The organism is Pseudomonas sp. BN606 (assembly GCF_029873115.1).
Classification (GTDB): domain Bacteria; phylum Pseudomonadota; class Gammaproteobacteria; order Pseudomonadales; family Pseudomonadaceae; genus Metapseudomonas.
The window spans coordinates 12,155-32,467 of record NZ_SSOF01000046.1; the positions used below are offsets into that span (position 1 = coordinate 12,155).

At 64.7% G+C, this 20,313-nt stretch carries 19 protein-coding genes and 1 pseudogene; 13 read left to right on the forward strand and 7 right to left on the reverse strand.

Annotated elements, in window-relative coordinates; all coding sequences use genetic code 11:
• The first annotated feature begins 11 nt into the window (after positions 1–11).
• The 6 genes and pseudogenes from E8E75_RS07070 (at position 12) to E8E75_RS07095 (ending at position 7,306) form a co-directional block, all read left to right on the forward strand.
• Complete coding sequence (locus tag E8E75_RS07070) at positions 12–644, forward strand: hypothetical protein (RefSeq protein WP_153921357.1); 633 nt, start codon at positions 12–14, stop codon at positions 642–644.
• Positions 645–666: 22 nt separating this feature from the next.
• Positions 667–1,278: an HTH domain-containing protein gene (locus tag E8E75_RS07075; protein WP_120651360.1), complete on the forward strand. Its 612-nt coding sequence runs from the start codon at positions 667–669 to the stop codon at positions 1,276–1,278.
• Between the two features lie 202 nt (positions 1,279–1,480).
• Positions 1,481–3,058, forward strand: a complete 1,578-nt coding sequence (locus E8E75_RS07080) for a malate:quinone oxidoreductase (RefSeq protein WP_153921359.1) — start codon at positions 1,481–1,483, stop codon at positions 3,056–3,058.
• A 241-nt stretch (positions 3,059–3,299) separates the two neighbouring features.
• Positions 3,300–4,943: a phosphoethanolamine--lipid A transferase gene (locus E8E75_RS07085; protein WP_153921361.1), complete on the forward strand. Its 1,644-nt coding sequence runs from the start codon at positions 3,300–3,302 to the stop codon at positions 4,941–4,943.
• Positions 4,944–4,952: 9 nt separating this feature from the next.
• Positions 4,953–6,226, forward strand: a pseudogene (locus E8E75_RS07090) (HAMP domain-containing sensor histidine kinase).
• A 135-nt stretch (positions 6,227–6,361) separates the two neighbouring features.
• Positions 6,362–7,306, forward strand: a complete 945-nt coding sequence (locus E8E75_RS07095) for a hypothetical protein (protein ID WP_153921363.1) — start codon at positions 6,362–6,364, stop codon at positions 7,304–7,306.
• A 151-nt stretch (positions 7,307–7,457) separates the two neighbouring features.
• Here E8E75_RS07095 and E8E75_RS07100 read toward each other — a convergent pair whose 3' ends face one another.
• Positions 7,458–8,189, reverse strand: a complete 732-nt coding sequence (locus E8E75_RS07100; RefSeq protein ID WP_153921365.1) for a phosphatase PAP2 family protein — start codon at positions 8,187–8,189, stop codon at positions 7,458–7,460.
• A gap of 117 nt (positions 8,190–8,306) precedes the next feature.
• On the opposite strand from E8E75_RS07100, the gene E8E75_RS07105 reads away from it, so the two are divergent.
• The 7 genes from E8E75_RS07105 to E8E75_RS07135 all read left to right on the forward strand — a co-directional run bounded on the left by E8E75_RS07105 (position 8,307) and on the right by E8E75_RS07135 (position 16,095).
• Positions 8,307–8,990 carry a response regulator transcription factor gene (locus tag E8E75_RS07105; protein WP_120651366.1) on the forward strand — a complete coding sequence of 228 codons (684 nt, stop codon included), beginning with the start codon at positions 8,307–8,309 and terminating at the stop codon, positions 8,988–8,990.
• A 101-nt stretch (positions 8,991–9,091) separates the two neighbouring features.
• Positions 9,092–10,270, forward strand: a complete 1,179-nt coding sequence (locus E8E75_RS07110) for an MFS transporter (protein ID WP_153921368.1) — start codon at positions 9,092–9,094, stop codon at positions 10,268–10,270.
• A gap of 106 nt (positions 10,271–10,376) precedes the next feature.
• Positions 10,377–10,886, forward strand: coding sequence for a sterol desaturase family protein (locus E8E75_RS07115; protein WP_218584182.1), 510 nt, complete (start codon positions 10,377–10,379; stop codon positions 10,884–10,886).
• 506 nt (positions 10,887–11,392) lie between these two features.
• Positions 11,393–12,715 (forward strand): amino acid permease, encoded by a 1,323-nt coding sequence (locus tag E8E75_RS07120; RefSeq protein WP_153921370.1) that lies wholly within the window; start codon positions 11,393–11,395, stop codon positions 12,713–12,715.
• The gene (locus tag E8E75_RS07125) at positions 12,708–13,988 is read left to right on the forward strand and encodes an aminotransferase class III-fold pyridoxal phosphate-dependent enzyme (protein WP_153921372.1); all 1,281 of its coding nucleotides are present in this window, start codon (positions 12,708–12,710) and stop codon (positions 13,986–13,988) included. Before E8E75_RS07120 ends, E8E75_RS07125 begins: the two co-directional genes overlap by 8 nt.
• Before the next feature lie 10 nt (positions 13,989–13,998).
• Positions 13,999–15,018, forward strand: coding sequence for a phosphotransferase (locus E8E75_RS07130; protein ID WP_153921374.1), 1,020 nt, complete (start codon positions 13,999–14,001; stop codon positions 15,016–15,018).
• Positions 15,019–15,141: 123 nt separating this feature from the next.
• Positions 15,142–16,095 (forward strand): helix-turn-helix domain-containing protein, encoded by a 954-nt coding sequence (locus tag E8E75_RS07135; protein WP_153921376.1) that lies wholly within the window; start codon positions 15,142–15,144, stop codon positions 16,093–16,095.
• Between the two features lie 20 nt (positions 16,096–16,115).
• Here E8E75_RS07135 and E8E75_RS07140 read toward each other — a convergent pair whose 3' ends face one another.
• The 6 genes from E8E75_RS07140 to E8E75_RS07165 form a co-directional block, all read right to left on the reverse strand.
• Positions 16,116–16,331, reverse strand: a complete 216-nt coding sequence (locus E8E75_RS07140; protein ID WP_120655213.1) for a DUF3820 family protein — start codon at positions 16,329–16,331, stop codon at positions 16,116–16,118.
• Positions 16,332–16,380: 49 nt separating this feature from the next.
• On the reverse strand, positions 16,381–16,707 hold the full coding sequence (locus E8E75_RS07145; RefSeq protein WP_120651372.1) for a DUF190 domain-containing protein: 327 nt from the start codon (positions 16,705–16,707) through the stop codon (positions 16,381–16,383).
• Positions 16,708–16,816: 109 nt separating this feature from the next.
• A complete protein-coding gene (locus E8E75_RS07150; RefSeq protein ID WP_120651373.1) occupies positions 16,817–17,560 on the reverse strand; it encodes a glucose 1-dehydrogenase in 744 nt (247 codons plus the stop codon).
• Positions 17,561–17,949: 389 nt separating this feature from the next.
• On the reverse strand, positions 17,950–19,146 hold the full coding sequence (locus E8E75_RS07155) for a CynX/NimT family MFS transporter (RefSeq protein ID WP_153921378.1): 1,197 nt from the start codon (positions 19,144–19,146) through the stop codon (positions 17,950–17,952).
• Positions 19,133–19,594: a nucleoside deaminase gene (locus E8E75_RS07160; protein ID WP_120651375.1), complete on the reverse strand. Its 462-nt coding sequence runs from the start codon at positions 19,592–19,594 to the stop codon at positions 19,133–19,135. The genes E8E75_RS07155 and E8E75_RS07160 overlap by 14 nt, the downstream gene beginning before the upstream one ends.
• Positions 19,595–19,609: 15 nt before the next feature.
• Positions 19,610–20,275 (reverse strand): ankyrin repeat domain-containing protein, encoded by a 666-nt coding sequence (locus tag E8E75_RS07165; protein ID WP_153921380.1) that lies wholly within the window; start codon positions 20,273–20,275, stop codon positions 19,610–19,612.
• Positions 20,276–20,313: the final 38 nt, after the last annotated feature.

A 20,313-nucleotide genomic window follows, 5' to 3' on the forward strand; every position in this document is an offset into this window, starting at 1 on the left:
AGGGGCCCGTCATGAAACTCAGGACACTGGCTTTACTGCTGCTTGCAGCACTCGTCCAACCCACCTGGAGCCTGGCCACGCAACAAACGGCTGCCTCCGGCGCTGACAATGCCGCACTGACAACCCGACTGGCGCTACGCGATCTGTGGGTGGAACACATCTTCTGGGTCAGGAACTACGTCGTCGCCAATCAGGACGGCCAGCGCAAGCAGGCCGACGCAGCCGCCACGCAGGTGGTGGACAACGCCAAGGCAATCGCCAACAGCATCGCCCCGCTCTACGGCCAGCCAGCCGCGGATCAGTTGCTGGAACTGCTGGCCGGCCACTGGAGTGCCGTGAAGCACTACAGCGATGCGGCCGTGGCCAAGGATGATGCGGGCAAGAAAGCCGCGGTCACCGACCTCACCCGCAATGCCAAAGGCATTGCCAGGTTCCTCTCCAGCGCCAACCCGAACCTGCCCGAGGACGCGCTGCTCAACATGCTCAGCGCCCATGGCGGACACCATGTGGCGCAAATCGACGAGCTGAGCAAAGGGGACTTCGCAGGTGAGGCCAGGACCTGGACAGCCATGCGCCAGCACATGCAGGTACTGGCCGATACCTTGGCCGCTGCGCTGGTCAAGCAATTCCCTGACAAGTTCTGACTCCGGTCTGTCGAGGTAATCGATGCTTCAAGGAATGGGACGTACCCAACAGGACCTGCTCGGCGCCCTGCTCTATCAACCGGGCGGCATGAGCATCGACGAGCTGGCCAACCACCTGGCGGTGACCCGCACGGCGATCCGCCAGCACCTGGCCGCGCTGGAGCGCGACGGGCTGATACTGCGGGGCGAAACGCGACCTACCGGCCGCCGCCCCGAGCAGCTCTACCGGCTCAGCCCGCGTGGCCGGGAGCTATTTCCCCGCCAGTACCAGTTACTGGCCGACCTGCTGATTGGCGAAGTGGCCAGCCTCATCGGCCACGACGCCCTGATCCAACTCATGCGTGGCCTCGGACGCCGTCTGGCCGGCGAGATCGAAACGAAGGTCGTGGATGAGCCCCGGATCGCCCAGCACATGCACGAAGCCGGCTACGAGGCCGAGGTCTTCTTCCGCTCCGGTGGCGAAGCCGAGATCGTCGCCCACAACTGCGTGTTCCATCACCTTGCGGCGCTGCATCCGGAGGTCTGCGAGCTGGACCTCGCGCTGATCGGTACCCTCGGCGGCGGCACGGTTGATCACCTCGAATGCATGGTGCGCCAGGGGCAGGTCTGCCGCTTCCGGATCGATCGCGGCTGAACCAGCAACTCACCCTGTGCCTGGCGGGTATCCGCCGCAAGCAGGGCGGGATTCCCACTCATCGGGCGGATATCCGCCACCTGCCCACCCCCGTGTAAGCCTTGAATCGCGCAAAGTGAATCGATTCATGGGGTTTTCGCCTATACGGCACGGCATTTGCCTACCCACCGCCCTTTTCGAGAAATAGCAAAGGGACGGTCCCATGAAAAAACTCCTCCTAGGACTCCTGTGCCTCACGGTGCTCGGCTGTGCCAAGCAACCGGAGGCGGAGAAGTCGGTCGACGTACTGCTGATCGGCGCCGGCATCATGAGTGCCAGCCTCGGCACCTATCTCCACGAACTGGAGCCGGGCTGGACCATCGACATCTACGAACGCCTCGACCAGGTCGCCGCGGAAAGCTCCAACCCCTGGAACAACGCCGGCACCGGCCACTCCGCCTTCTGCGAGCTGAACTACACACCGGAAACCGCAGACGGCGGCATCGACATCAGCAAGGCCGTGGCGATCAACGAATCCTTCGAGATCTCCAAACAGTTCTGGGCCTACCAGGTCGAGCGCAACGTGCTGGGAAATCCCAAGTCCTTCATCAACGGCGTGCCGCACATGAGCTTCGTCTGGGGCGACGACAACATCGAGTTCCTCAGGAAGCGCCACGCCGCCCTGCAGCACAGCTCGCTGTTCCGTGGCATGGAGTACTCCGAAGACCATGAGCAGATCAGCAAGTGGGTCCCGTTGGCGATGGAAGGACGTCCTGCCGAACAGAAAGTGGCCGCCACGCGCATGGCCATCGGCACTGACGTCAACTTCGGTGAAATCACCCGCCAGTTGATCGACTCGCTGACCAGGAGCGACAAGGTTTCGCTCAACCTCAAGCACGAAGTCCGCGACATCAAGCGCAACGACGACGGCACCTGGACTGTGGTCGTCGCCGACCTCGGAAACGACGAGGCCGTACGCAGCGTCAAGGCGAAATTCGTCTTCATCGGTGCTGGCGGTGGCGCCCTCAAGCTGCTGCAGAAATCCGGCATTCCAGAAGCCGAGGGCTATGCCGGCTTCCCGGTGGGCGGCCAGTTCCTGGTCACCCGCAATCCCGAAGTGGTGGCCCAGCATCAGGCCAAGCTCTACGGCAAGGCGTCGGTCGGCTCGCCGCCCATGTCGGTGCCGCACCTGGATACCCGTGTGATCGACGGCCAGAAAGTGCTGCTGTTCGGACCCTTCGCCACCTTCTCCACCAAGTTCCTGAAGAACGGCTCGCTGCTGGACATGTTCAGCGCCTTGACCACCGACAACATCGGCCCGATGACCAACGCCGGCCTGGACAACATTCCGCTGAGCACCTACCTGATGGGTCAACTGATGCTCAGCCAGGCCGACCGCATGCATGAACTGCGCGAGTACTTCCCCCAAGCCAGGGACGAGGACTGGGAGCTGTTGACCGCTGGCCAACGCGTGCAAGTGATCAAGAAGGACGCCGAAAAAGGCGGAATCCTGCAGTTCGGTACCGAAGTCGTCAGCTCCGCCGACGGCAGCATCGCCGCGCTGCTGGGCGCCTCGCCGGGTGCGTCCACTGCTGCGCCGATCATGCTCACCGTGCTGGAGAAGACCTTCAAGGACAAGGTCCAGACCCCGGAATGGCAAGCCCGCCTGAAGGAGATCATTCCTTCCTACGGGCGCAAGCTGAACAACGACCTGGAGCTGACCAACCAGGTCCGCGCCTGGAGCAGTGAGCGCCTGCAACTGGAGCACATTCCGGTGCTGCCGGAAGTTGCCGCGCAGTAAGGCCACGGCCCCAACTCGATCTGTGGGGGCGATTTCAATCGCCAAGCGGACCAAAGGTTCGCCTCAAGCCTGAATGAGGGCAGCTGCGCTGCCCATAGCGAATGAATTCGCCCCCACAACACCCCCGACATCGCCTTCACAACCTCGACATTTTCCCCAGATTTTTTTCACGAAGTTTTGATTCCGCCGTTCCTAATCTGCGCGCCGTATCCACGAGGGATACGTCCCAAGCGAGCGGCCCATGTTCAAACGCATTTCCATCCGCCCCGAAGCCCTGGCCTTCCTGGCCAGCCTCCTGCTGCTTTCGGTCTACAACTTCCCGCTCTGGCGGCATGTCTTCGCCATAGTCCCGGCCGATGCCGACGGACTCGGCATGCGCATGGCCTTCGGCGTCATGGTGCTGGCCATCTTCAACTTCGTACTCGCCCTGCTCTCCTTCCGCCGGGTCTTAAAACCGGTGCTGATCTTCCTGTTCCTGGCCAGCTCCGGGGTCGCCTATTTCATGAGCCAGTACGGCGTGCTGATCGACGCCAACATGCTGCGCAACGTCGCGGAAACCGACGTCAACGAAGTTCGCGACCTGCTTTCCTTCAAGCTGCTGCTGTTCGTCCTCATCCTCGGTGTGTTGCCGAGCTGGCTGCTGTGGAAATTGCCGGTCCGCCACCAGCCCCTGCGCCGCGAACTGCTGGGCAAGCTAGCCCTGGCAGTCGGCTCGCTGACTGTGTTGGGAGTGGTCGCACTGGCCAACTACCAAGGCCTGGCGTCGCTGTTCCGTAACCACCACGAATTGCGTCTGCTGGTGGTGCCCAGCAACTACCTGAACGCCTCCTTTGGCTATGTGCGCGAACAACTGGTGGTGGCCAAGGAGCCATTGCGCCAGATCGGCACCGATGCGAAAAAGGCGCCGGCCTGGCAGACCCACCAGCGCAAGTCGCTGACAGTCCTGGTCGTGGGTGAAAGCGCGCGGGCGGAAAACTTCGGCATCCTCGGCTATGCACGCGACACCTCTCCGCTACTCCGGGGCCAGCAAGGCGTCACCGCCTTCAGCAACGTGCGTTCCTGCGGCACCGAGACTGCCGTCTCCGTGCCCTGCATGTTCTCCAACATGGGACGCGGCGACTACGACGCCGCCCGCGCCCGCAGCCAGGAAGGCCTGCTTGATGTGCTCAAGCATGCGGGCCTCGCAGTGACCTGGCGCGACAACCAGTCCGGCTGCAAGGGCACCTGCGACCGCGTTACCCAGGAAAACCTCAGCCACCTGAAGGACCCCGTCCTGTGCAGTGGCGGCGAGTGTCACGATGAAATCCTGCTCAAGGACCTGCAAGCCTACATCGACCAGCTCAAGGACGACTCGGTGCTGGTCCTGCATCAGATGGGTAGCCACGGCCCGGACTACGCCAAGCGTTATCCCAAGCGTTTCGAGAAGTTCACCCCGGTGTGCAACAGCAATGCCTTGAACGACTGCAGCCAGGAAAGCATCGTCAACGCCTACGACAACACCCTGGTCTATACCGACTACGTGCTGTCGAACCTGATCGATCTCCTGCGCAAGAACCAGGACAAGGTCGACACGGCCATGATCTACCTCGCCGACCACGGCGAATCGCTCGGCGAGTACAACCTTTTCCTGCATGGCACGCCCTATGTGCTGGCCCCCGACCAGCAGAAGCACGTGGCCATGCTCACCTGGTTCTCCGACAGCTACCGCAGGGAGTTCGCCCTGGACACCGGCTGCCTGTCCAGGGAGCGCGACAAGCCGCTGAGCCAGGACAACCTCTTCCACTCGATGCTGGGTCTGTTGCAGGTCCAGACCGGTGAATACCGGGAAGGCCTGGATCTGTTCGCCTCCTGCCGTACCAGCGGCCTCACCGTTGCAAGGAAATAGGTCGACGCCATGGGCGGGAAGCAGCCACTTGAGCGACGGATCATCTTCGCCTTCGTGTTGATGACGCTGATCGTTGGCGGCACCTTTTCCCTGGGAATCGTCGCCATCGTGCACTTCATCGAAGAGCACCTGGTGTCAGAGGAGATGGGCCGGGAACTGGACTATGCGATAGACGAAGAGCTCAAGCTGGACACGGTTGCGCGTATCGATGCCAATACCCGCTTCTTCAGTTCCCACAGCGGACGTGATGCCTTGCCACCGCGTTTCACCGGTCTGCCGGAAGGCTTCTCCGAGGTGCTCGATGGCGACGCCGCCTACTACGTATTCAAGCGCAGCCACGGCAGCCATGAGGACGTGCTGGTGGAAGAACAGCACGAGTTCGAGGCCCGGGAGCAGGTCCTTTTCGACGTAGTCCTGGCCGGCTTCTTGCCAGCGTGTTCGGCGCCTGGGGACTTGGACGCCTGCTCGCACGCCGGGTGATGGCCCCCGTTCGACGCCTGGCGCAACAGGTTCGCCATCGTGACCAGCTGCTGCCCATGGCACCCAGGCTGTCGCCCGACTACCCGGACGACGAGATCGGTCGGCTCGCCGCCGCCTTCGACGAGACCCTCGGCCAGCTCCGCCATTCACTGGAGCGCGAGCGGCTGTTCACCAGCGATGTCAGCCATGAACTGCGCACCCCGCTGATGGTCATCGCCACCTCCTGCGAGCTGCTGCTGGACGCCCCCGGACTTACCGCCAGCGAGCGCGCCCAGGTCGCCCGCATCGCTCGCGCCAGCGCTGACATGCACGATCTGGTGCAGACCTTCCTGCGCCTGGCGCGAGCCGGCCAGGAGGAAAGCGGCATCGCCGAGAAAGTTGCCCTGTCCGGACTCGCGGCCGAGCAGTACCGCCAGTGGATGCCCCAGTTCCAGGCCAAGGGCCTGGCGTTCGCCCTGATCGACGAAGGCTCCAGCGCGGACCGCTATGAAGCCCCGCAACTGCGTACGGTCATGTCCAACCTGCTGCGCAATGCCTTTCACTACACTGAACAGGGTGCGGTGCGGCTGATCCTCGCGGCAGACGGTTTCCGGGTCGAAGACAGTGGCCAGGGCATTCCGGAGGAAGAGCAGGAACGCATCTTCCAGAGTTTCGTACGCGGCCAGCAGGCCCGCGGCGAAGGTCTGGGCCTGGGGCTCTCGCTGGTCAGGCGCATTTGCCAGCAGCAGGGTTGGGAAGTCCGGGTGGAATCCAGTCCGGACTCGGGCAGTTGCTTCTCCGTACACCTTGGTTGCAGCCGTTGACGTTTTTTTCACGGGCTTTTGACCTCGCCAATACAGCCCGCCATCCAGACTTATCAGCTGTCCACATGGATTCGGTGCACTGGGCTTCGCCAAGTGGCGGGTCTGCGTTCCGCGTCCTGAGCGAAGGAACTCCCCATGTCCGCCAATACCACCTCTCTGCCGCGTCGCCGCTCTCCCTTCCGCAAGCGCTCACGCGCCGGCGGCCAATGGCTGATCCTGCTTCTCGACCAGCGCACCATGCGCTGGTTGCTAGGGGCCTTCGCCCTGCTCCTGTTGTTGGGTGCAGGGATACCTGCCTGGCACCACCTGTACCCCGCCGTTGCCGCGCAGGGATGGAGCTATCAGGTGCACCTCGACGGTATCGAGCAAGTCAGCGCGCTAATACCCGATGACCGGGGAGGCCTTTTCCTCAGCCAGGAACTGCAAGACGGCAAGGGCCGTATCCTGCGTGTCGGATCGGGCGGCAGGAACAGCGAAGTTGAGACCGGCCTGTCCAAGCCCGACGGCATGGCCCGCTATCGCGGGGGCATCGCCTTCAGCCAGGAACAGGGCGAACACCCGGTGCTCTGGATGAACGACCTGGGCACCCGGCAACTGTTCAGCGCCGACAGCGTCGAAGGCCTGTCCACAGACGGCCACTACCTCTACGCAATCGAAGATCTCCACGGTAACGGCCGCTTGCTGCGTTACGACCCGGAAACCGATAGCGTCACCACGCTGCGCAGCGGCCTGGACGAAGCCGAAGCGGTCGCCTTCTGTCCCGATGGCCGCCTGTTCTACAGCGAGAAAACCAGTGGCCAGGTCCGCCTGCTGCAGGATGACGGGCAGGACCCGGTGGCGATCGATGGCCTGCGCGAACCCGGTTTCCTGCTCTGTAACCACGATGGATTGTGGGTCACCGAAGACGCCACGCACATGGCCCGCGTCCTGTTGCTCGATGCCAAGGGAGACCTGAACGTCGTGCTGTCCCACCTGCGTTCGCCGCAAACCATAGTCGAGGTCGCTTCAGGCCGTTACCTGGTCGCCGAGCAAGGACGCAAACGGGTGCTGGAACTGCAACGAAACCCTGAGCATCGCTGATGGCCACTGCCTCCTCGCAACCGCCCGACAGCGAAAAGGAACCACCTCGAAATCCCGAAACATCAACACACAGCTTTCACCATTGTGTCGTTAGGTTAGTCCCATACCCGCGAGCGGTGCCGGTTTGACCGGCACCGGCAACTCTACCGTTTCAGGAAGAACTGACGTCCAGCGCTTCCTCCGCCCGGGCGGCCATTTCCAACGGCTCCGGGCGATAGAGCACGAGGCGGTAGCAGACCAGGCTGATCATCCAGTCGAACAGCAGCGTCCAGACGTTATGCGAGAGAAAGTGCGCGCCCTGCATCATCCGTCCGAGCGAGAACAGGCTACCGAGGACCAGCGCCCCCACCAGCGCGGCCCGCGCCAAGCGTGGACGGCGGTCGCGCAAGACGAAGAACAGGGCGAGCAGGCAAAAACCCGCCGAGGCATGGCCACCCGGCCAGCAGCGGCCAGGCTTGTCGACGTAGGGATGGTGACCGATCAATGGCGAATAGGGTTCGACACCGCCGAATTCCGCCAGGCTCCAGGGGCACTGCACGGCGGTAACCGCCTTGAGCGGCGTGACGATGGCCGTGGACAGGCCGAGGGCCAGCACCAGATAGCCCAGCTGACGACGCCACTGGCGCAGGCGGGTAGGAAGCAGGCTGACGAGAAAGCCGGCGATAGCGAGGACGCCGAGGAGGATCACGGCCTGCTTGGCGCGGTCGTGCAGTACATCCTCGAGGAACGCGCTGTGCCGACCGATGAAACCGTTTTGCGGGTCGTAGAACAGGTGCGCCAGGGCGAAATCGACGTGGGGCACGTCGATCAACAGCAGAAGTGCCATGGTGGCCAGCGGCAGGCCGCTCCAGAGCACGAAATTGAAGGGACGGGAATGGGGCATCGGAAGGTCCTTGGTCAAGTGGGACGACCGAAGTCTGCGCCGGCATGCGTGAGCAACTGGTAAAGGGCTTGTGAAAAAAACATCAACGGCGCCACGGCGCAGGATCGAGGGCACTAAGTGCGAGTACTGATCATCGAAGACAACCGCGACATCCTCGCCAACGTGCTGGACTACCTCCAGCTCAAGGGTTACGGCGTCGATTGCGCCCAGGACGGCCTGTCGGGCCTGCACCTGGCGACTACCCAGCACTACGACCTGATCGTGCTGGACATCATGCTGCCGGGCATCGACGGTTTGCAGCTCTGCAACCGCCTGCGCCAGGAAGCCCGGCGGGACACGCCGATCATCATGCTCACTGCCCGCGACACCTTGGAAGATCGACTGGCCGGCCTCAGGTCGGGCGCCGACGACTACCTGGTCAAACCCTTCGCGCTGTCCGAACTGGTGGCCCGCATCGAGGCGGTGGTACGGCGTAGCCACGGCGGACGCAAGAGCAGACTGCAGGTGTCCGACCTCATCTATGACCTGGACACCCTCCAGGCCACCCGTGCCGACCAGCGCCTGAAACTCAACCCCATCGGCCACAAGCTGCTCACTACCCTGATGCGCAGGAGCCCGGCCGTGGTGCGCCGCGAAGTGCTGGAGGAAGCCCTCTGGGGCGACGACTGCCCGGACAGCGATAGCCTGCGCAGCCATATCCACCAACTGCGCCAGGTGCTCGACAAACCCTACGAGCGCCCCCTGCTGCACACCATCCATGGCGTGGGATATCGATTGGCGGAACTGGACGACAAGGATTGATCGTTGCGCATTCGATGGCCGGACCTGAGGCCCGGGTGGCGAATAAATTCGCCCCTACAGGTTCTTGCCTAACCTGAAGCAAGTGCCGACAGGACAGGGACATGCCCGCTTCCGCCACCGCTCACCGCATTCCACGCACCGTCTGGGTACTGGGCTTCGTCAGCCTGTTCATGGACCTTTCCTCCGAACTGGTGCACAGCCTATTGCCGCTGTTCCTGGTGGGCAGCCTGGGCGCGAGCATGCTCGCGGTCGGATTGATCGAGGGCCTGGCCGAAGCCACCGCGCTGATCGTCAAGGTCTTCTCCGGGGCACTCAGCGACTTCCTCGGCAAGCGCAAGGGACTGGTGCTGTTCGGCTACGGCCTGGCGGCGCTTACCAAACCGCTGTTTCCCCTTGCGGCCAGCGCCGACCAGGTGCTGTTCGCGCGCCTGCTGGACCGGATCGGCAAGGGCATTCGTGGCGCACCAAGGGATGCGCTGATGGCCGACGTCTCGCCTGTAGATATCCGTGGTGCCTGCTTCGGCCTGCGCCAGTCCATGGACACGGTCGGCGCCTTTCTCGGTCCGCTGCTGGCGATCCTGCTGATGATCCTGCTGGCCGGTGATATCGCACTGGTGCTCTGGTTCGCCGTGTTGCCAGCGCTGATTTCAGTGGCCTTGATCCTGTTCGGTGTAGAAGAACCCGACATCACCCATCCGTCCCGGCGTCTGCGCTCGCCCATTCGGTTTCGCGCATGGCGAAGCTTTTCTCCGGCGTACTGGTGGGTGGTCGGCCTGGGGGCGTTGTTCAGCCTGGCGCGATTCAGCGAGGCATTCCTCGTGTTGCGTGCGCGGGATGCGGGCCTCTCCACCATCTGGGTGCCGCTCGTCATGGTGGTGATGGCAGCCTTCTACATGCTCTCGGCCTACCCCGCCGGCAAGCTGTCCGATCGAATCGGCCCCACCGGGCTGCTGGTCTTCTCCCTGGCGTTGCTGATAGTCGCCGATCTGCTGTTGGCCGGAGCTGACAACCCGACCCTGCTGCTGGCCGGCGTCGCCTTCTGGGGTCTCCACATGGGGTTCAGCCAGGGCATCCTCGCGGCGCTGGTGGCCGAGACCACTCCAGCGGAGCTAAAGGGCACCGCGTACGGCCTGTTCAACCTGGCCAGCGGCGGCGCCCTGCTGGTGGCCAGCACGCTGGCAGGCTGGCTCTGGCAAAGCCAGGGTCCCGCCAGCACCTTCCTCGCCGGGGCGGCATTCTGCGTGGCGGCGCTGGTAGTGCTGGCGCTGCGTCGACACTAATCGAAAGTCGGGCTGCCTCCGTCATTCGCCGGCGCGAACCTTGTTTCGATGGCCCGGGGCGGGTGTCGGACTCCGGGCTGCATGGGACGACAACAAGGAGAAGAAAATGCCCTGGTACCTCGAAGCGTTGATCAGCATCCCCGCCGGCCTGCTGCTCGGCAATTTCACTGAATGGTGGTTCCACCGCGTCGTGCTCCACGGCCTGGGCCGCAAGCGCGGCACCTTCTGGAGCTTCCATTTCCACGAACACCACCGCAACGCCCGCCAGAACAACTTCTACGACCCCTGCTATCGCCGCCATCCGCTGGGCTGGCACGCCCAGGGCAAGGAAGCCTGGGCCCTGGTGGTCGCCAGCCTGCTGGTGGCACCGTTGATTCTCTGGGCACCCTGGTTGTGCCTGACGCTCTGGTATTGCGCCGGCAACTACTACTTCACCCACAAGAAAGCCCACGACCACCCCGACTGGGCCCGCCAGCACCTGCCCTGGCACTACGACCACCACATGGGTCCCAACCCCCAGGCCAACTGGTGCGTAACCAAGCCCTGGTTCGACTGGGTGTTTGGCACGCGTGAGCATTTCGTGGGTAAACAGCAAGACGCCACCGCGCCGTCGTGATCCCTTCGCCCCTGCCCCCGGCTCACTGCCAGCGGGAACCAGAGGGACGGCCCCCCCTCTCCCTCAAGGGCGAGGGGTGACGCTCGACTCACCGCCGGCATGAACCTGTGGGAGCGAATTCATTCGCGAAATGCCGGGGACTCCAAGTCGCGGGTAACCCCCTCTCCCCCAGCCCCTCTCCCTCAAGGGCGAGCGGTGACGCTCCGCTCACCACCGGCATTTGCCTGTGGGAGCGAATTCATTCGCGAAATACCGGGGACCCCAAGTCACGGGTACCCGCCCTCTCCCCCAGCCCCTCTCCCTCAATGGCGAGGGGTGACGCTCGGCTCACCGCCGGCATAAGCCTGTAGGGGCGAATTCATTCGCCAAGCGGGCCGCAGGTCCGCCCCCGATCCACTTTGCGCATTCCTGATATCGCCGCCTCTCCCCTCGCCTTAACGTCGCACCGGCAGGCACGGCCATCCCGCGCCTGCTCCACGGCACAACAACAAGAAGGAAGCACCGCCATGCTCAAGAAAGCTGTACTCGGGTGGCCCCAGATCGCGGGGCTCGGCATATCGCTGGTGATCGCCGGTCAATTCTCCGGCTGGAATTTCGGCCTCGCCGAAAACGGCTGGGCCAACATGCTCCTGGCCACCCTGCTGATGGCGGCACTGAGCTGCGGACTGGCGATGTGCATCAGCGAACTGTCCACCGCCATGCCCCATGCCGGTGGCGTGTTCGCCTACGCCCAGAGCGCATTCGGCCCGTTCGTCGGTTACCTGGTGGGGTCCGCCTGCGCACTGGCGCTGACTATCGGCACCGGCGCCGCAGCAACCTTCGTCGCCTCCTACATGGAGTCGGTATTCGGCTTCGGTGGCTGGCCGGTAAAGGTGGCTCTGTTCGCCCTGATCATCGGCATCCACATCCGCGGCGTCGGTGAAGCCCTTGGTGTCACCTTGCTGGCAGGTGCCATTGCCGCCGTGACCCTGCTGGTATTCGGCGGCGCCATGCTGCCCCAGCTCGATAGCAGCAACCTGCTCGGCACCGCGGGAAGCTTCGGCGAGTCCCTCAGTCTCCATGGCATTTTCGCCTGCGTGCCCTTCGCCATCTGGATGTTCATCTGCATCGAGCAGGTCAGCTCCGCCGCCGAAGAAGCTGCCGACCCCGGCCGCGCCATGTCCCGCGGGATCGCCGCAGCCGTCGCCACCCTGCTGTTGACGGCAGTCACCGTGCTGGTCTGTGCACCGGGCGCCGCCGGGGTCCAGGTGGTCGGCACAGCCGCCGACCCGCTGTATGCCGCCATGACCCACAGCGGTCGCTACGACGCCTCGAGCTGGCTGGCGCAACTGGTAGGCATTGGCGCCATCTGCGGCTTGCTGGCCACCTTCTTCTCGGTGGTCTATTCAGCCTCCCGCCAGCTCTTCGCCCTGTCCCGCGACGGCTACTTCCCAGCCGCACTGGCGCGGACCAACCGTCGCGGCTCACCCTACATCGCACTGCTGGCCCTGGCCGCAATCGGCCTGCCGCTGACCCTGGTCAGCCCGGAGAAACTGCTGCTGTGCGTGGTGCTGCTGCTCTGCACCTGCCACCTTTTCCTGTTCGCCGCCTACATCCGCATGCGCCGCACCCATGCCCATCTGGCGCGCCCGTACCGACTGCGCGGCGGCCCCGTGATCGCCGGCCTCGGCATGTTGCTGACACTGACGGTGATTGCCGCCTGCTTCCAGCTCGAAGTCGAAGTGCTCATCGCCCTCGCCGTGCTGGCCGTCGTGCTGGTCATCAACTACCTGATGCGCGTCTCGCGCGTTGCCAAGCCCCTCGCCACGGAGAATCCCGACAATGTCTGAGCACGATCTTCTGCAACGCCGCTACCGGGCCATGGGCGACCAGTCGCCGCTGTTCTATGACCAGCCCCTGAATCTGGTGAAGGGCCAGGGCGTATGGCTCTTCGATGAGAGCGGCAAACGCTACCTGGACGTCTACAACAACGTGCCCTGCGTGGGTCACTGCCACCCGCGCGTGGTGGAGGCGATGGCCAGCCAGGCGGCCACCCTGAACATCCACACCCGCTACCTGAACGAGCGGATCGTCGCCTACGCCGAACGCCTGACCCGCACCTTCGATGCGTCTCTGGACTGCGTGATGTTCACCTGTACCGGCAGCGAGGCCAACGAACTCGCGCTGCGCATGGCGCGTTCGGGCACCGGCGGCAAGGGCGTGATCGTCAGCAGCTACAACTACCACGGCAATACCACCAGCCTGGCCGAAGTGACCACCGCGCTGCCGAGTTCCGAGCCCTTCTCGCCGTTCGCCCGCGCGGTGCCGATTCCCTGCCTGTACCGGGCGCCGGTCGGCACCAGTGCGGCAGACCTGGCCGATCAGTACGTGGCTCGTGTGGCCGAAGCGATTGCCTCGCTCAAGGCCCAGGGCGTGCAACTGGCGGCGATGCTGATCGACACCCTGTTCGCCAACGAGGGCCTGCCCCGCATTCCGACAGGCTACGTCGAGCGCATCGCGGCGCTGGTCCACGAGGCCGGCGGCCTGCTGATCGTCGATGAGGTCCAGGCCGGATTCGGTCGCACTGGCGAGCACATGTGGGGCCACCAGGCCCATGGCGCGGTACCGGACATCGTCACCCTGGGCAAACCCATGGGCAACGGTTTCCCCCTGGCAGGCCTGGTGACCCGCCGCGAACGGGTCGAGTCCTTCGGTGGGCGCAACCTTTACTTCAACACCTTCGGCGGCTCGCCGGTGGCCGCCGCCGTGGGCAGCGCGGTGCTCGACGTCATCGAGGACGAACAGTTGCTGCACAACGCCCGCGCGGTTGGCGCGCACCTGGCGAACGGACTGGAGCGCCTGGCGGGCCAGCATTCGATCATCGGTGACGTGCGCGGCAAGGGCCTGTTCTTCGCCGTCGAGCTGGTGCGCGACCGCCAGCAGAAGACGCCGGCAGGTGCCGAGGCGCGCCGCGTAGTCAACCAGATGCGCGAGCGCGGCGTGCTGATCAGCAAGATTGGCCCCGACGACAACCTGCTGAAGATCCGCCCGCCGCTGGTGTTCAGCCGCGCCGACGCGGACCTGTTCATCGACACCCTCGACAGCGTCCTGCGCGAACTCTGAGAACCGTGCCATGAGCCAATTCCACACCTTCGACCACGACCAGCAGGTCGCCAGCCTGAAGCGCCTGGCGTTCACCGCCCTTGAGCAATGGGACGGCGATTTCGTCCGTCTGGACCTGATCAAGTACCGTGAAAACGCTGTGTTCTGCGCCACCCGCCGCGACGGCCAACGCAGCGCCCTGCGCGTCCATCGCGACGGCTACCACTCCGAGGAAGCCTTGCGCTCCGAGCTGCAATGGATGGAGGCACTGGCCGCCGACGGCATCCATGTACCGCAGATCATCCGCACCCGCCACGGTGAGCATCTGGCACGGGTTCACAGTGACGAGCTGGGCGAATCTCGCTACATCGACATGCTCGGCTGGCTGAACGGCACCAGCATCGGCTCGGCCGAACACGGACTCGCGGTGCAGACCGACGTTGCCGGCCTGTTCTTCGACACCGGTGCCGTCGCCGCGCGCATCCACCAGAGTTCGGCACGCTGGGAGCAGCCCAACGCTTTCAGCCGCCACGCCTGGGATGAAGAAGGCCTGATCGGCCAGCGCCCATTCTGGGGCCCCTACTGGGAGCTGGACCTGCTCCAACCAGCCCAGCGCGCGCTGTTGCAGGCCACACGTCAGGCGGCACGCGCGGACCTGCGACGTTATGGGCGCAACCTGGACAACTTCGGCATGATCCACGCCGACCTGGTGCCGGAAAACCTGCTGCTGGAGCAGGCCAGACTGCACCTGATCGACTTCGATGACGCCGGCTTCGGTTGGCACATGTTCGAGCTCGCCACGGCGTTGTACTTCTGCCTGGATGACCCGCGCTACACGGAGATCGAAGCGGCGCTGCTGGGTGGCTACCACTCGGTCAAACCGCTGACCGCGGCTGACCGCGCGACCTTGCCGCTGTTCCTGGCGCTACGCGGGATGACCTACCTGGGCTGGATTCACACCCGTCGGGAAAGTCGCACAGCCGAGGAGCTGGCGCCCATGCTGATCGGGCGGGTCTGCCATCTGGCGCAGGCCTACCTCGACCAGCGATGATCCATCGCGGCAGCGCCTGGCAGGGATGCACAAGCGCCTGGCGCGCAGGGTAATGCCGGTTGCGCGGGACTCCGCCATGATGGCCCGGAGCGTCCGCCAACCGCGCTCGACAGGTAACCCGACATGACAGGCATCGCCCGACACCAGGCATCCGACTCCGACGAGCTCGCCGGCGCACTGGCCGGCTGGAACCAGGACTACACCCAACTGGGACGTGGCCGGCTGCATGCCGAATTGCTGCACATCCAGCTCGTCGAGGCGTCACTCATCTACGAGCACTCCAACCTGCACCTGCACGAGAACATGACGCCACCGCAAGACCAAGTGGTGTTCGGCATTCCGCTGAAGGTTTCCGCTGATTCGCTGTTCAATGGCGGAGCCCTGGCCGGCGACACTCTGCTGGTACTGGAAGGTGGCGAGGAAATGGAAATCTGTGCCCCCGGCGAAATCGGCATGCTCGGGCTGACAGTGGATCGCCGCCTGATCGCCCGGGTTCTCGGGGCCGAGGAGCAGGAACGCCTGGAGCAGGCACTCGGCCGGCGCCGCCTGGATATCTCACCGCTGGCTGCGCAGCGCCTGCGCGAGTACCTGTGCGCCTCCATCGGCGCCTTCGAGCGCGCGGAATACGACCCGCGCTCAGCCGAGCATGGCGTGCGTACCGTGATGTCCAGCCTCGACTGCGTGCTCCAGGGGCTGGACGAGGTGCTACTCGGTCCGAACCAGCGCGGTAGCGCCCTGCCCCGCACACTGGAACAACGTCGCCGCCTGGTGCTCGCGGCGGTGGAGATGATGCAGGCGAACCTCGACCTGCCGCTGTCCATGCTCGAACTCTGCCAGGCCCTGAACACCAGCCACCGCACCTTGCAGTACTGCTTCAAGCAGATCAGCCAGGCCACGCCGCAGCAGTTCTTCCTTTCCCTACGCCTGGCCGAGGCACGTCGCCGGCTAAAGCAAGACCCGCTGCAGAGCATCACCACCCTGGCGCTGGACCTGGGCTTTGCCAGCTCCAGCCATTTCTCTTCGCTCTACAAGCGCCTGTATGGCGAACAGCCCTCCCTGACCGGGCGCCGGGGTTAGGCCGCGCCCCCAAGGCCGACTCAGCGCCTCTTGCGCAGCGGCTCGAGAAGCGGTTTCAGGCCGTTGTGGTCGATCTCCTGCATCAGCATCAGCAACCGACCGATCTCACCCTTGGGAAAGCCCTCGCGGGCGAACCAGTTGAGGTAATGCCCAGGCAGGTCGGCGAGCAGACGGCCCTTGTACTTGCCGTAAGGCATTTCGCGGGTGACCAGGAGCAGCAGGTCTTCGGGGTTCATCGGGTGGCCTTGCAGGTAGAGAGAGCGGCGATTGTCGCAGAGCCACGGCTCAGGCATCCACAGCTGCGCCCAGTAGACCGAACTCCGCCGGCACCTTCACGTAGAACAGAGTCACGCCCTCTTCTTCCAGGCGCTTGAGCAAGGCGTCGCATTCGTCCTCGGAGAGCGCAAGGAGGATCAGCATCGGCTGGTCGGCCATCTCGAAGAAGTGGTGAGAATGAAATTGCCGACTGTGGCCAAAACCCTCGATCCCGGAAACCAGAGTGGCGCCGCGCAGGCCCATGTCCATGGCCTGGGCGACGATCCAGTCAGCCAGCATCTTGCCCTGATGACGGCGGTTCTGCTGGGTATACAGGGTGAGCTGGTAGCCTTTCATGCGACCTCCACATTAGAGCCTGCTCACGGTTGCGCGAGCTGTAAATGAACAAGCCCGAAGCCATTCGCAACGCAGTTAATCCGACGCGCAGCCGATCGTGAGCAGGCGCTCAGACGATGCCACCATTGACCCGCAGCGTCTGTCCGTTCACCCAGGCCCCTTCCGGACTGACGAGGAAAGCCACCAGATTGGCGATGTCTTCGGGATTGCCCAGCCGTTCCAGCGGCGCCTGCTTGGTCAGGCGCTCCACCAGTTCCGCCGGTTTACCTTCCAGGAACAGGTTGGTTGCGGTCGGCCCCGGCGCCACGCAGTTCACCGAGATGTTCCGCCCGCGCAGCTCGCGAGCGAAGATCGCGCTCATGGTTTCCACCGCCGCCTTGGACGCGGCATAGATGGCGTAGCCCGGCAGGCTCAGCCCAACCACGCTGCTGGACAGATTGACGATGCGACCGCCACGGCGCAGGCGCGACGCCGCCAGTTTGAGGGTGTTGAAGGTGCCTCGGGTATTGATGGCGAACAGCCGGTCGTAGAGCGCCATTTCGGTGTCGGCCAACGGCACCAGGCCGGGCTGGATCACTCCGGCATTGTTTACCAGGATGTCGATGGCGCCGTATTCCATCTCCGTCTGGTCGAAGAGGACGGCGACCGCCACCGGGTCGCTGACATCGGCCAGCACCGGGTAGGCCTTGCCACCCGCGCGCCGGATCTCCTCCACCACCTGTTCGGCGGCTTCCGGCCGCGAGGCGTAGTTGACCACCACCTGGATTCCTTCGGCGGCCAGGCGTCGCGCAATGGCGGCACCGATACCCCGGGACGCTCCGGTGACGATGGCTGTTCTGGCAGTTTCTGGCATGCGGCTCTCCCGGACAGGCCCTCGAAGCCACGGCTGCTGCCGTGTGTGGGGCCTTTTCAGTGGTATAGCCGCTGTTGGCGCGCCGTGCGGGACCGGTTATCCGGCGCCGCAATCGGCCCCGAAGGGGCTCATTCATCTGATCCCGGGAAACCACATCCTCAGGACGTGATCACGAATCATCGGCTCTGCCTGTGATAATTCGAAGTGCTCCCATTAGCGGGAGGGGTTTGAACTTTCTGCAGGAGCGAGCTTGCTCGCGAAAGATCGTGCTCGGCCTGTTCGCGAGCAAGGTCGCTCCTACAAGTTCCCAGGTGGGCGGACGCAGAGGCCATCTGCCCTACCGGTCACCAAGGGTAGAGCGGCAGTCCGCAAGGCGATTGAAATCGCCCCTAGAAGGTGCCGCCTACCGGCGCTGTGGTCGCCACCGGCCTGTAGCTCGCCGGGCTGAACAGCCGGGTCAGCCCGAGCATCAGCACCGCGCTGACCACCAGCACCAGCCAGGCGGCGGCGAAGCTGCCGGTGAGTTCCCGCAAAAAGCCGCTGAGCCAGGGCGACACGGCGTTGATCAGAAAGCCCACTCCCTGCACGAAAGCCGCCAGTTGACCAGCCTCGCGCGGGTCGCGGCGGTGGTCGAGGGTGAGGATCAGGCTGAGGGCGAAGCAGGCCCCGAGACCGAAGCCGATCAGCGCCACCCAGAGAGCGGACAGCTCCGTCGGCGCCCAGATCAGACCGCCGAATCCCACTGCCTGGGCGGCCAGGCTGACCGACAGCAATGGCCGACGGTCAATACTGCGCTGCGCCAGTGCGGGCATGCCCAGCGCGGCAATGACCTGGAAGAGGGTCATGAAGGCGAGCAGAGAGCCGCTGCGGGTTGGGCTCCAGCCGAGTTGCTGATAGTAGGCTGGCAGCCACGCCACCATGCTCATGTAGCCGCAGTTCACCAAGCCGAAGTACAGCGCCAGCAGCCAGGCCCGGCGATTGCCGGCGAAACGCGCGGACCTACCTGCGACGGTCGGCGCGGGCCCCGGCACGGGACGCGCCAGCCACAGCACCAGGGCCAGCAACGCCGGCACCAGCCAAAGGCCAAGGCCGGCCTGCCAATGCTCAAAATGGTGGGCGAGTAGCGGGCTGCACAGCGCGGCCAGACCTCCACCGGCCATCAGGGATGCGGAATAGACCCCCATGGCCAGCGCCACGCGGCCTTCGAAACGTCGCTTGATCACGGCCGGCAGCAACGCCTGGATGAGCGCCACCCCGGCGCCGCCCAGCAACGCGGTTGCAAGCAGTGGCCCGGCCTGGCCGAGGAGCAACCGCGCCAGGCAAGCGCCGGCGATCAGTGCCAGACCGAGGCCGATGCCGCGCCGCTCGCCCAGGCCGTCCAGCCGGTTGCTCAGCAGCGCCACCAGGCCCATGCAGACGACCGGCAAGGTGGTCAGCAACGCGGCAGTCTGGAAGCCCATGCCGGTGGCGCCGCGGATATCAGCCAGCAGCGGACTGACCGAGGCGAGGATAGGTCGCAGGTTCAATCCAAGGGCGATGAGCAGTGCCCAGCCGGCGAATCTTTCAAGGCGTTCAGCGCGTTGCATGCAGGGCCTGCCAGCGCGCGTAGATTTCGCTCATGGCCGGTTGCGGCAGGTGCCGGATATCCAGCTTCTGGGCCTCCAGCGGCAGGGCCATCTGTTGGTAGACGGCAGCGGTGGAAAGGCCGAAGGGTTCGCCCACGGAATTGGCCGCGGCAAATACCACGCGGCTCACGCCACACAGATGCATGGCCGCCAGGCACATGGGGCAAGGTTGGCCGCTGGCATAGATGACGCAACCGTCCAGGCGCGGCCCCAGCTGCCTGCTGGCAGCGCGGATGGCCTGGAGTTCGGCATGGCAGGTCGGGTCCTGGGTCAGATGGATTTCATTCACGGCACGAGCAAGAACTTCACCATCGCGAACCAGCAGTGCACCAAATGGACGGCCGCCCTGTTCCACGTTCTGCCGCGCCAGTTCCACGGCCTGTTCCAGGTAATTGCGTTCTTCAGACATGGGTTGCTCCATCAATCAGCGGGCGCCGGCGGCACGCAGCCTGGCGGCGATGGCCGACTGGCCGCGCTGCTCGGCATGTTGCAAGGGGGTAACGCCGTCCTTGTCGGGCAGGTCGAGATCGGCATCGGCGGCGATCAGCAGGTCGACGATGCGCTGGTGGGCCAGGCCGCCGTCGCCCAGCAGCACGGTTTCCAGCAGGCAGGTCCAGCCCAGCTTGTTGACATGGTCGAGGTCGACGCCAGCGGCGATCAGGGTGCGCACGGTTTCCACGTGGCCACGCTCGCAGGCGGGAATCAGTGCAGTGCCGCCGAAGCGATTGGTGCTGCGCAGGTCGGCACCATGGGCAAGGGTCAGTTCCAGGATCTGCTGGTGACCGCTGGCGCCGGCCAGCAGGTAGGCGCTGTCCTGCATGCGGTTCTGCAGATTGACGTTGGCACCGGCTTCGATCAGGCGGCGCGCCACCTCGACCTGATTTCCGGCCGTGGCGACCAGCAAGGGGGTATTGCCCTCGGCATCGCGTACATCCACCGAAACGCCCTGTTCCAGCAGTTTGTCGACGGTGACCAGGTCACCCGTCCCGGCCGCCTGAAGCAGGCTTTGGCCGGCGTCATCGGCGTTCGCCTGGGCCGCCAGCAGCAGGCTGGTGGCGAGGAGCAGGCAGTGGGTGAGTCGGGCTTTCATGGTTCGCCTCCGCGCTTCGTCGAATGAGCGAAATTATG

Coding starts and splice junctions, on each gene's coding strand:
- E8E75_RS07085 (WP_153921361.1), top strand. CDS start 3,300: ATGTTCAAACGCATTTCCATCCGCCCCGAAGCCCTGGCCTTCCTGGCC.
- E8E75_RS07150 (WP_120651373.1), bottom strand. CDS start 17,560: ATGCCAGAAACTGCCAGAACAGCCATCGTCACCGGAGCGTCCCGGGGT.
- E8E75_RS07165 (WP_153921380.1), bottom strand. CDS start 20,275: ATGAAAGCCCGACTCACCCACTGCCTGCTCCTCGCCACCAGCCTGCTG.
- E8E75_RS07160 (WP_120651375.1), bottom strand. CDS start 19,594: ATGTCTGAAGAACGCAATTACCTGGAACAGGCCGTGGAACTGGCGCGG.
- E8E75_RS07080 (WP_153921359.1), top strand. CDS start 1,481: ATGAAAAAACTCCTCCTAGGACTCCTGTGCCTCACGGTGCTCGGCTGT.
- E8E75_RS07130 (WP_153921374.1), top strand. CDS start 13,999: ATGAGCCAATTCCACACCTTCGACCACGACCAGCAGGTCGCCAGCCTG.
- E8E75_RS07145 (WP_120651372.1), bottom strand. CDS start 16,707: ATGAAAGGCTACCAGCTCACCCTGTATACCCAGCAGAACCGCCGTCAT.
- E8E75_RS07110 (WP_153921368.1), top strand. CDS start 9,092: ATGCCCGCTTCCGCCACCGCTCACCGCATTCCACGCACCGTCTGGGTA.
- E8E75_RS07115 (WP_218584182.1), top strand. CDS start 10,377: ATGCCCTGGTACCTCGAAGCGTTGATCAGCATCCCCGCCGGCCTGCTG.
- E8E75_RS07100 (WP_153921365.1), bottom strand. CDS start 8,189: ATGCCCCATTCCCGTCCCTTCAATTTCGTGCTCTGGAGCGGCCTGCCG.
- E8E75_RS07120 (WP_153921370.1), top strand. CDS start 11,393: ATGCTCAAGAAAGCTGTACTCGGGTGGCCCCAGATCGCGGGGCTCGGC.
- E8E75_RS07155 (WP_153921378.1), bottom strand. CDS start 19,146: ATGCAACGCGCTGAACGCCTTGAAAGATTCGCCGGCTGGGCACTGCTC.
- E8E75_RS07075 (WP_120651360.1), top strand. CDS start 667: ATGCTTCAAGGAATGGGACGTACCCAACAGGACCTGCTCGGCGCCCTG.
- E8E75_RS07095 (WP_153921363.1), top strand. CDS start 6,362: ATGTCCGCCAATACCACCTCTCTGCCGCGTCGCCGCTCTCCCTTCCGC.
- E8E75_RS07070 (WP_153921357.1), top strand. CDS start 12: ATGAAACTCAGGACACTGGCTTTACTGCTGCTTGCAGCACTCGTCCAA.
- E8E75_RS07135 (WP_153921376.1), top strand. CDS start 15,142: ATGACAGGCATCGCCCGACACCAGGCATCCGACTCCGACGAGCTCGCC.
- E8E75_RS07140 (WP_120655213.1), bottom strand. CDS start 16,331: ATGAACCCCGAAGACCTGCTGCTCCTGGTCACCCGCGAAATGCCTTAC.
- E8E75_RS07125 (WP_153921372.1), top strand. CDS start 12,708: ATGTCTGAGCACGATCTTCTGCAACGCCGCTACCGGGCCATGGGCGAC.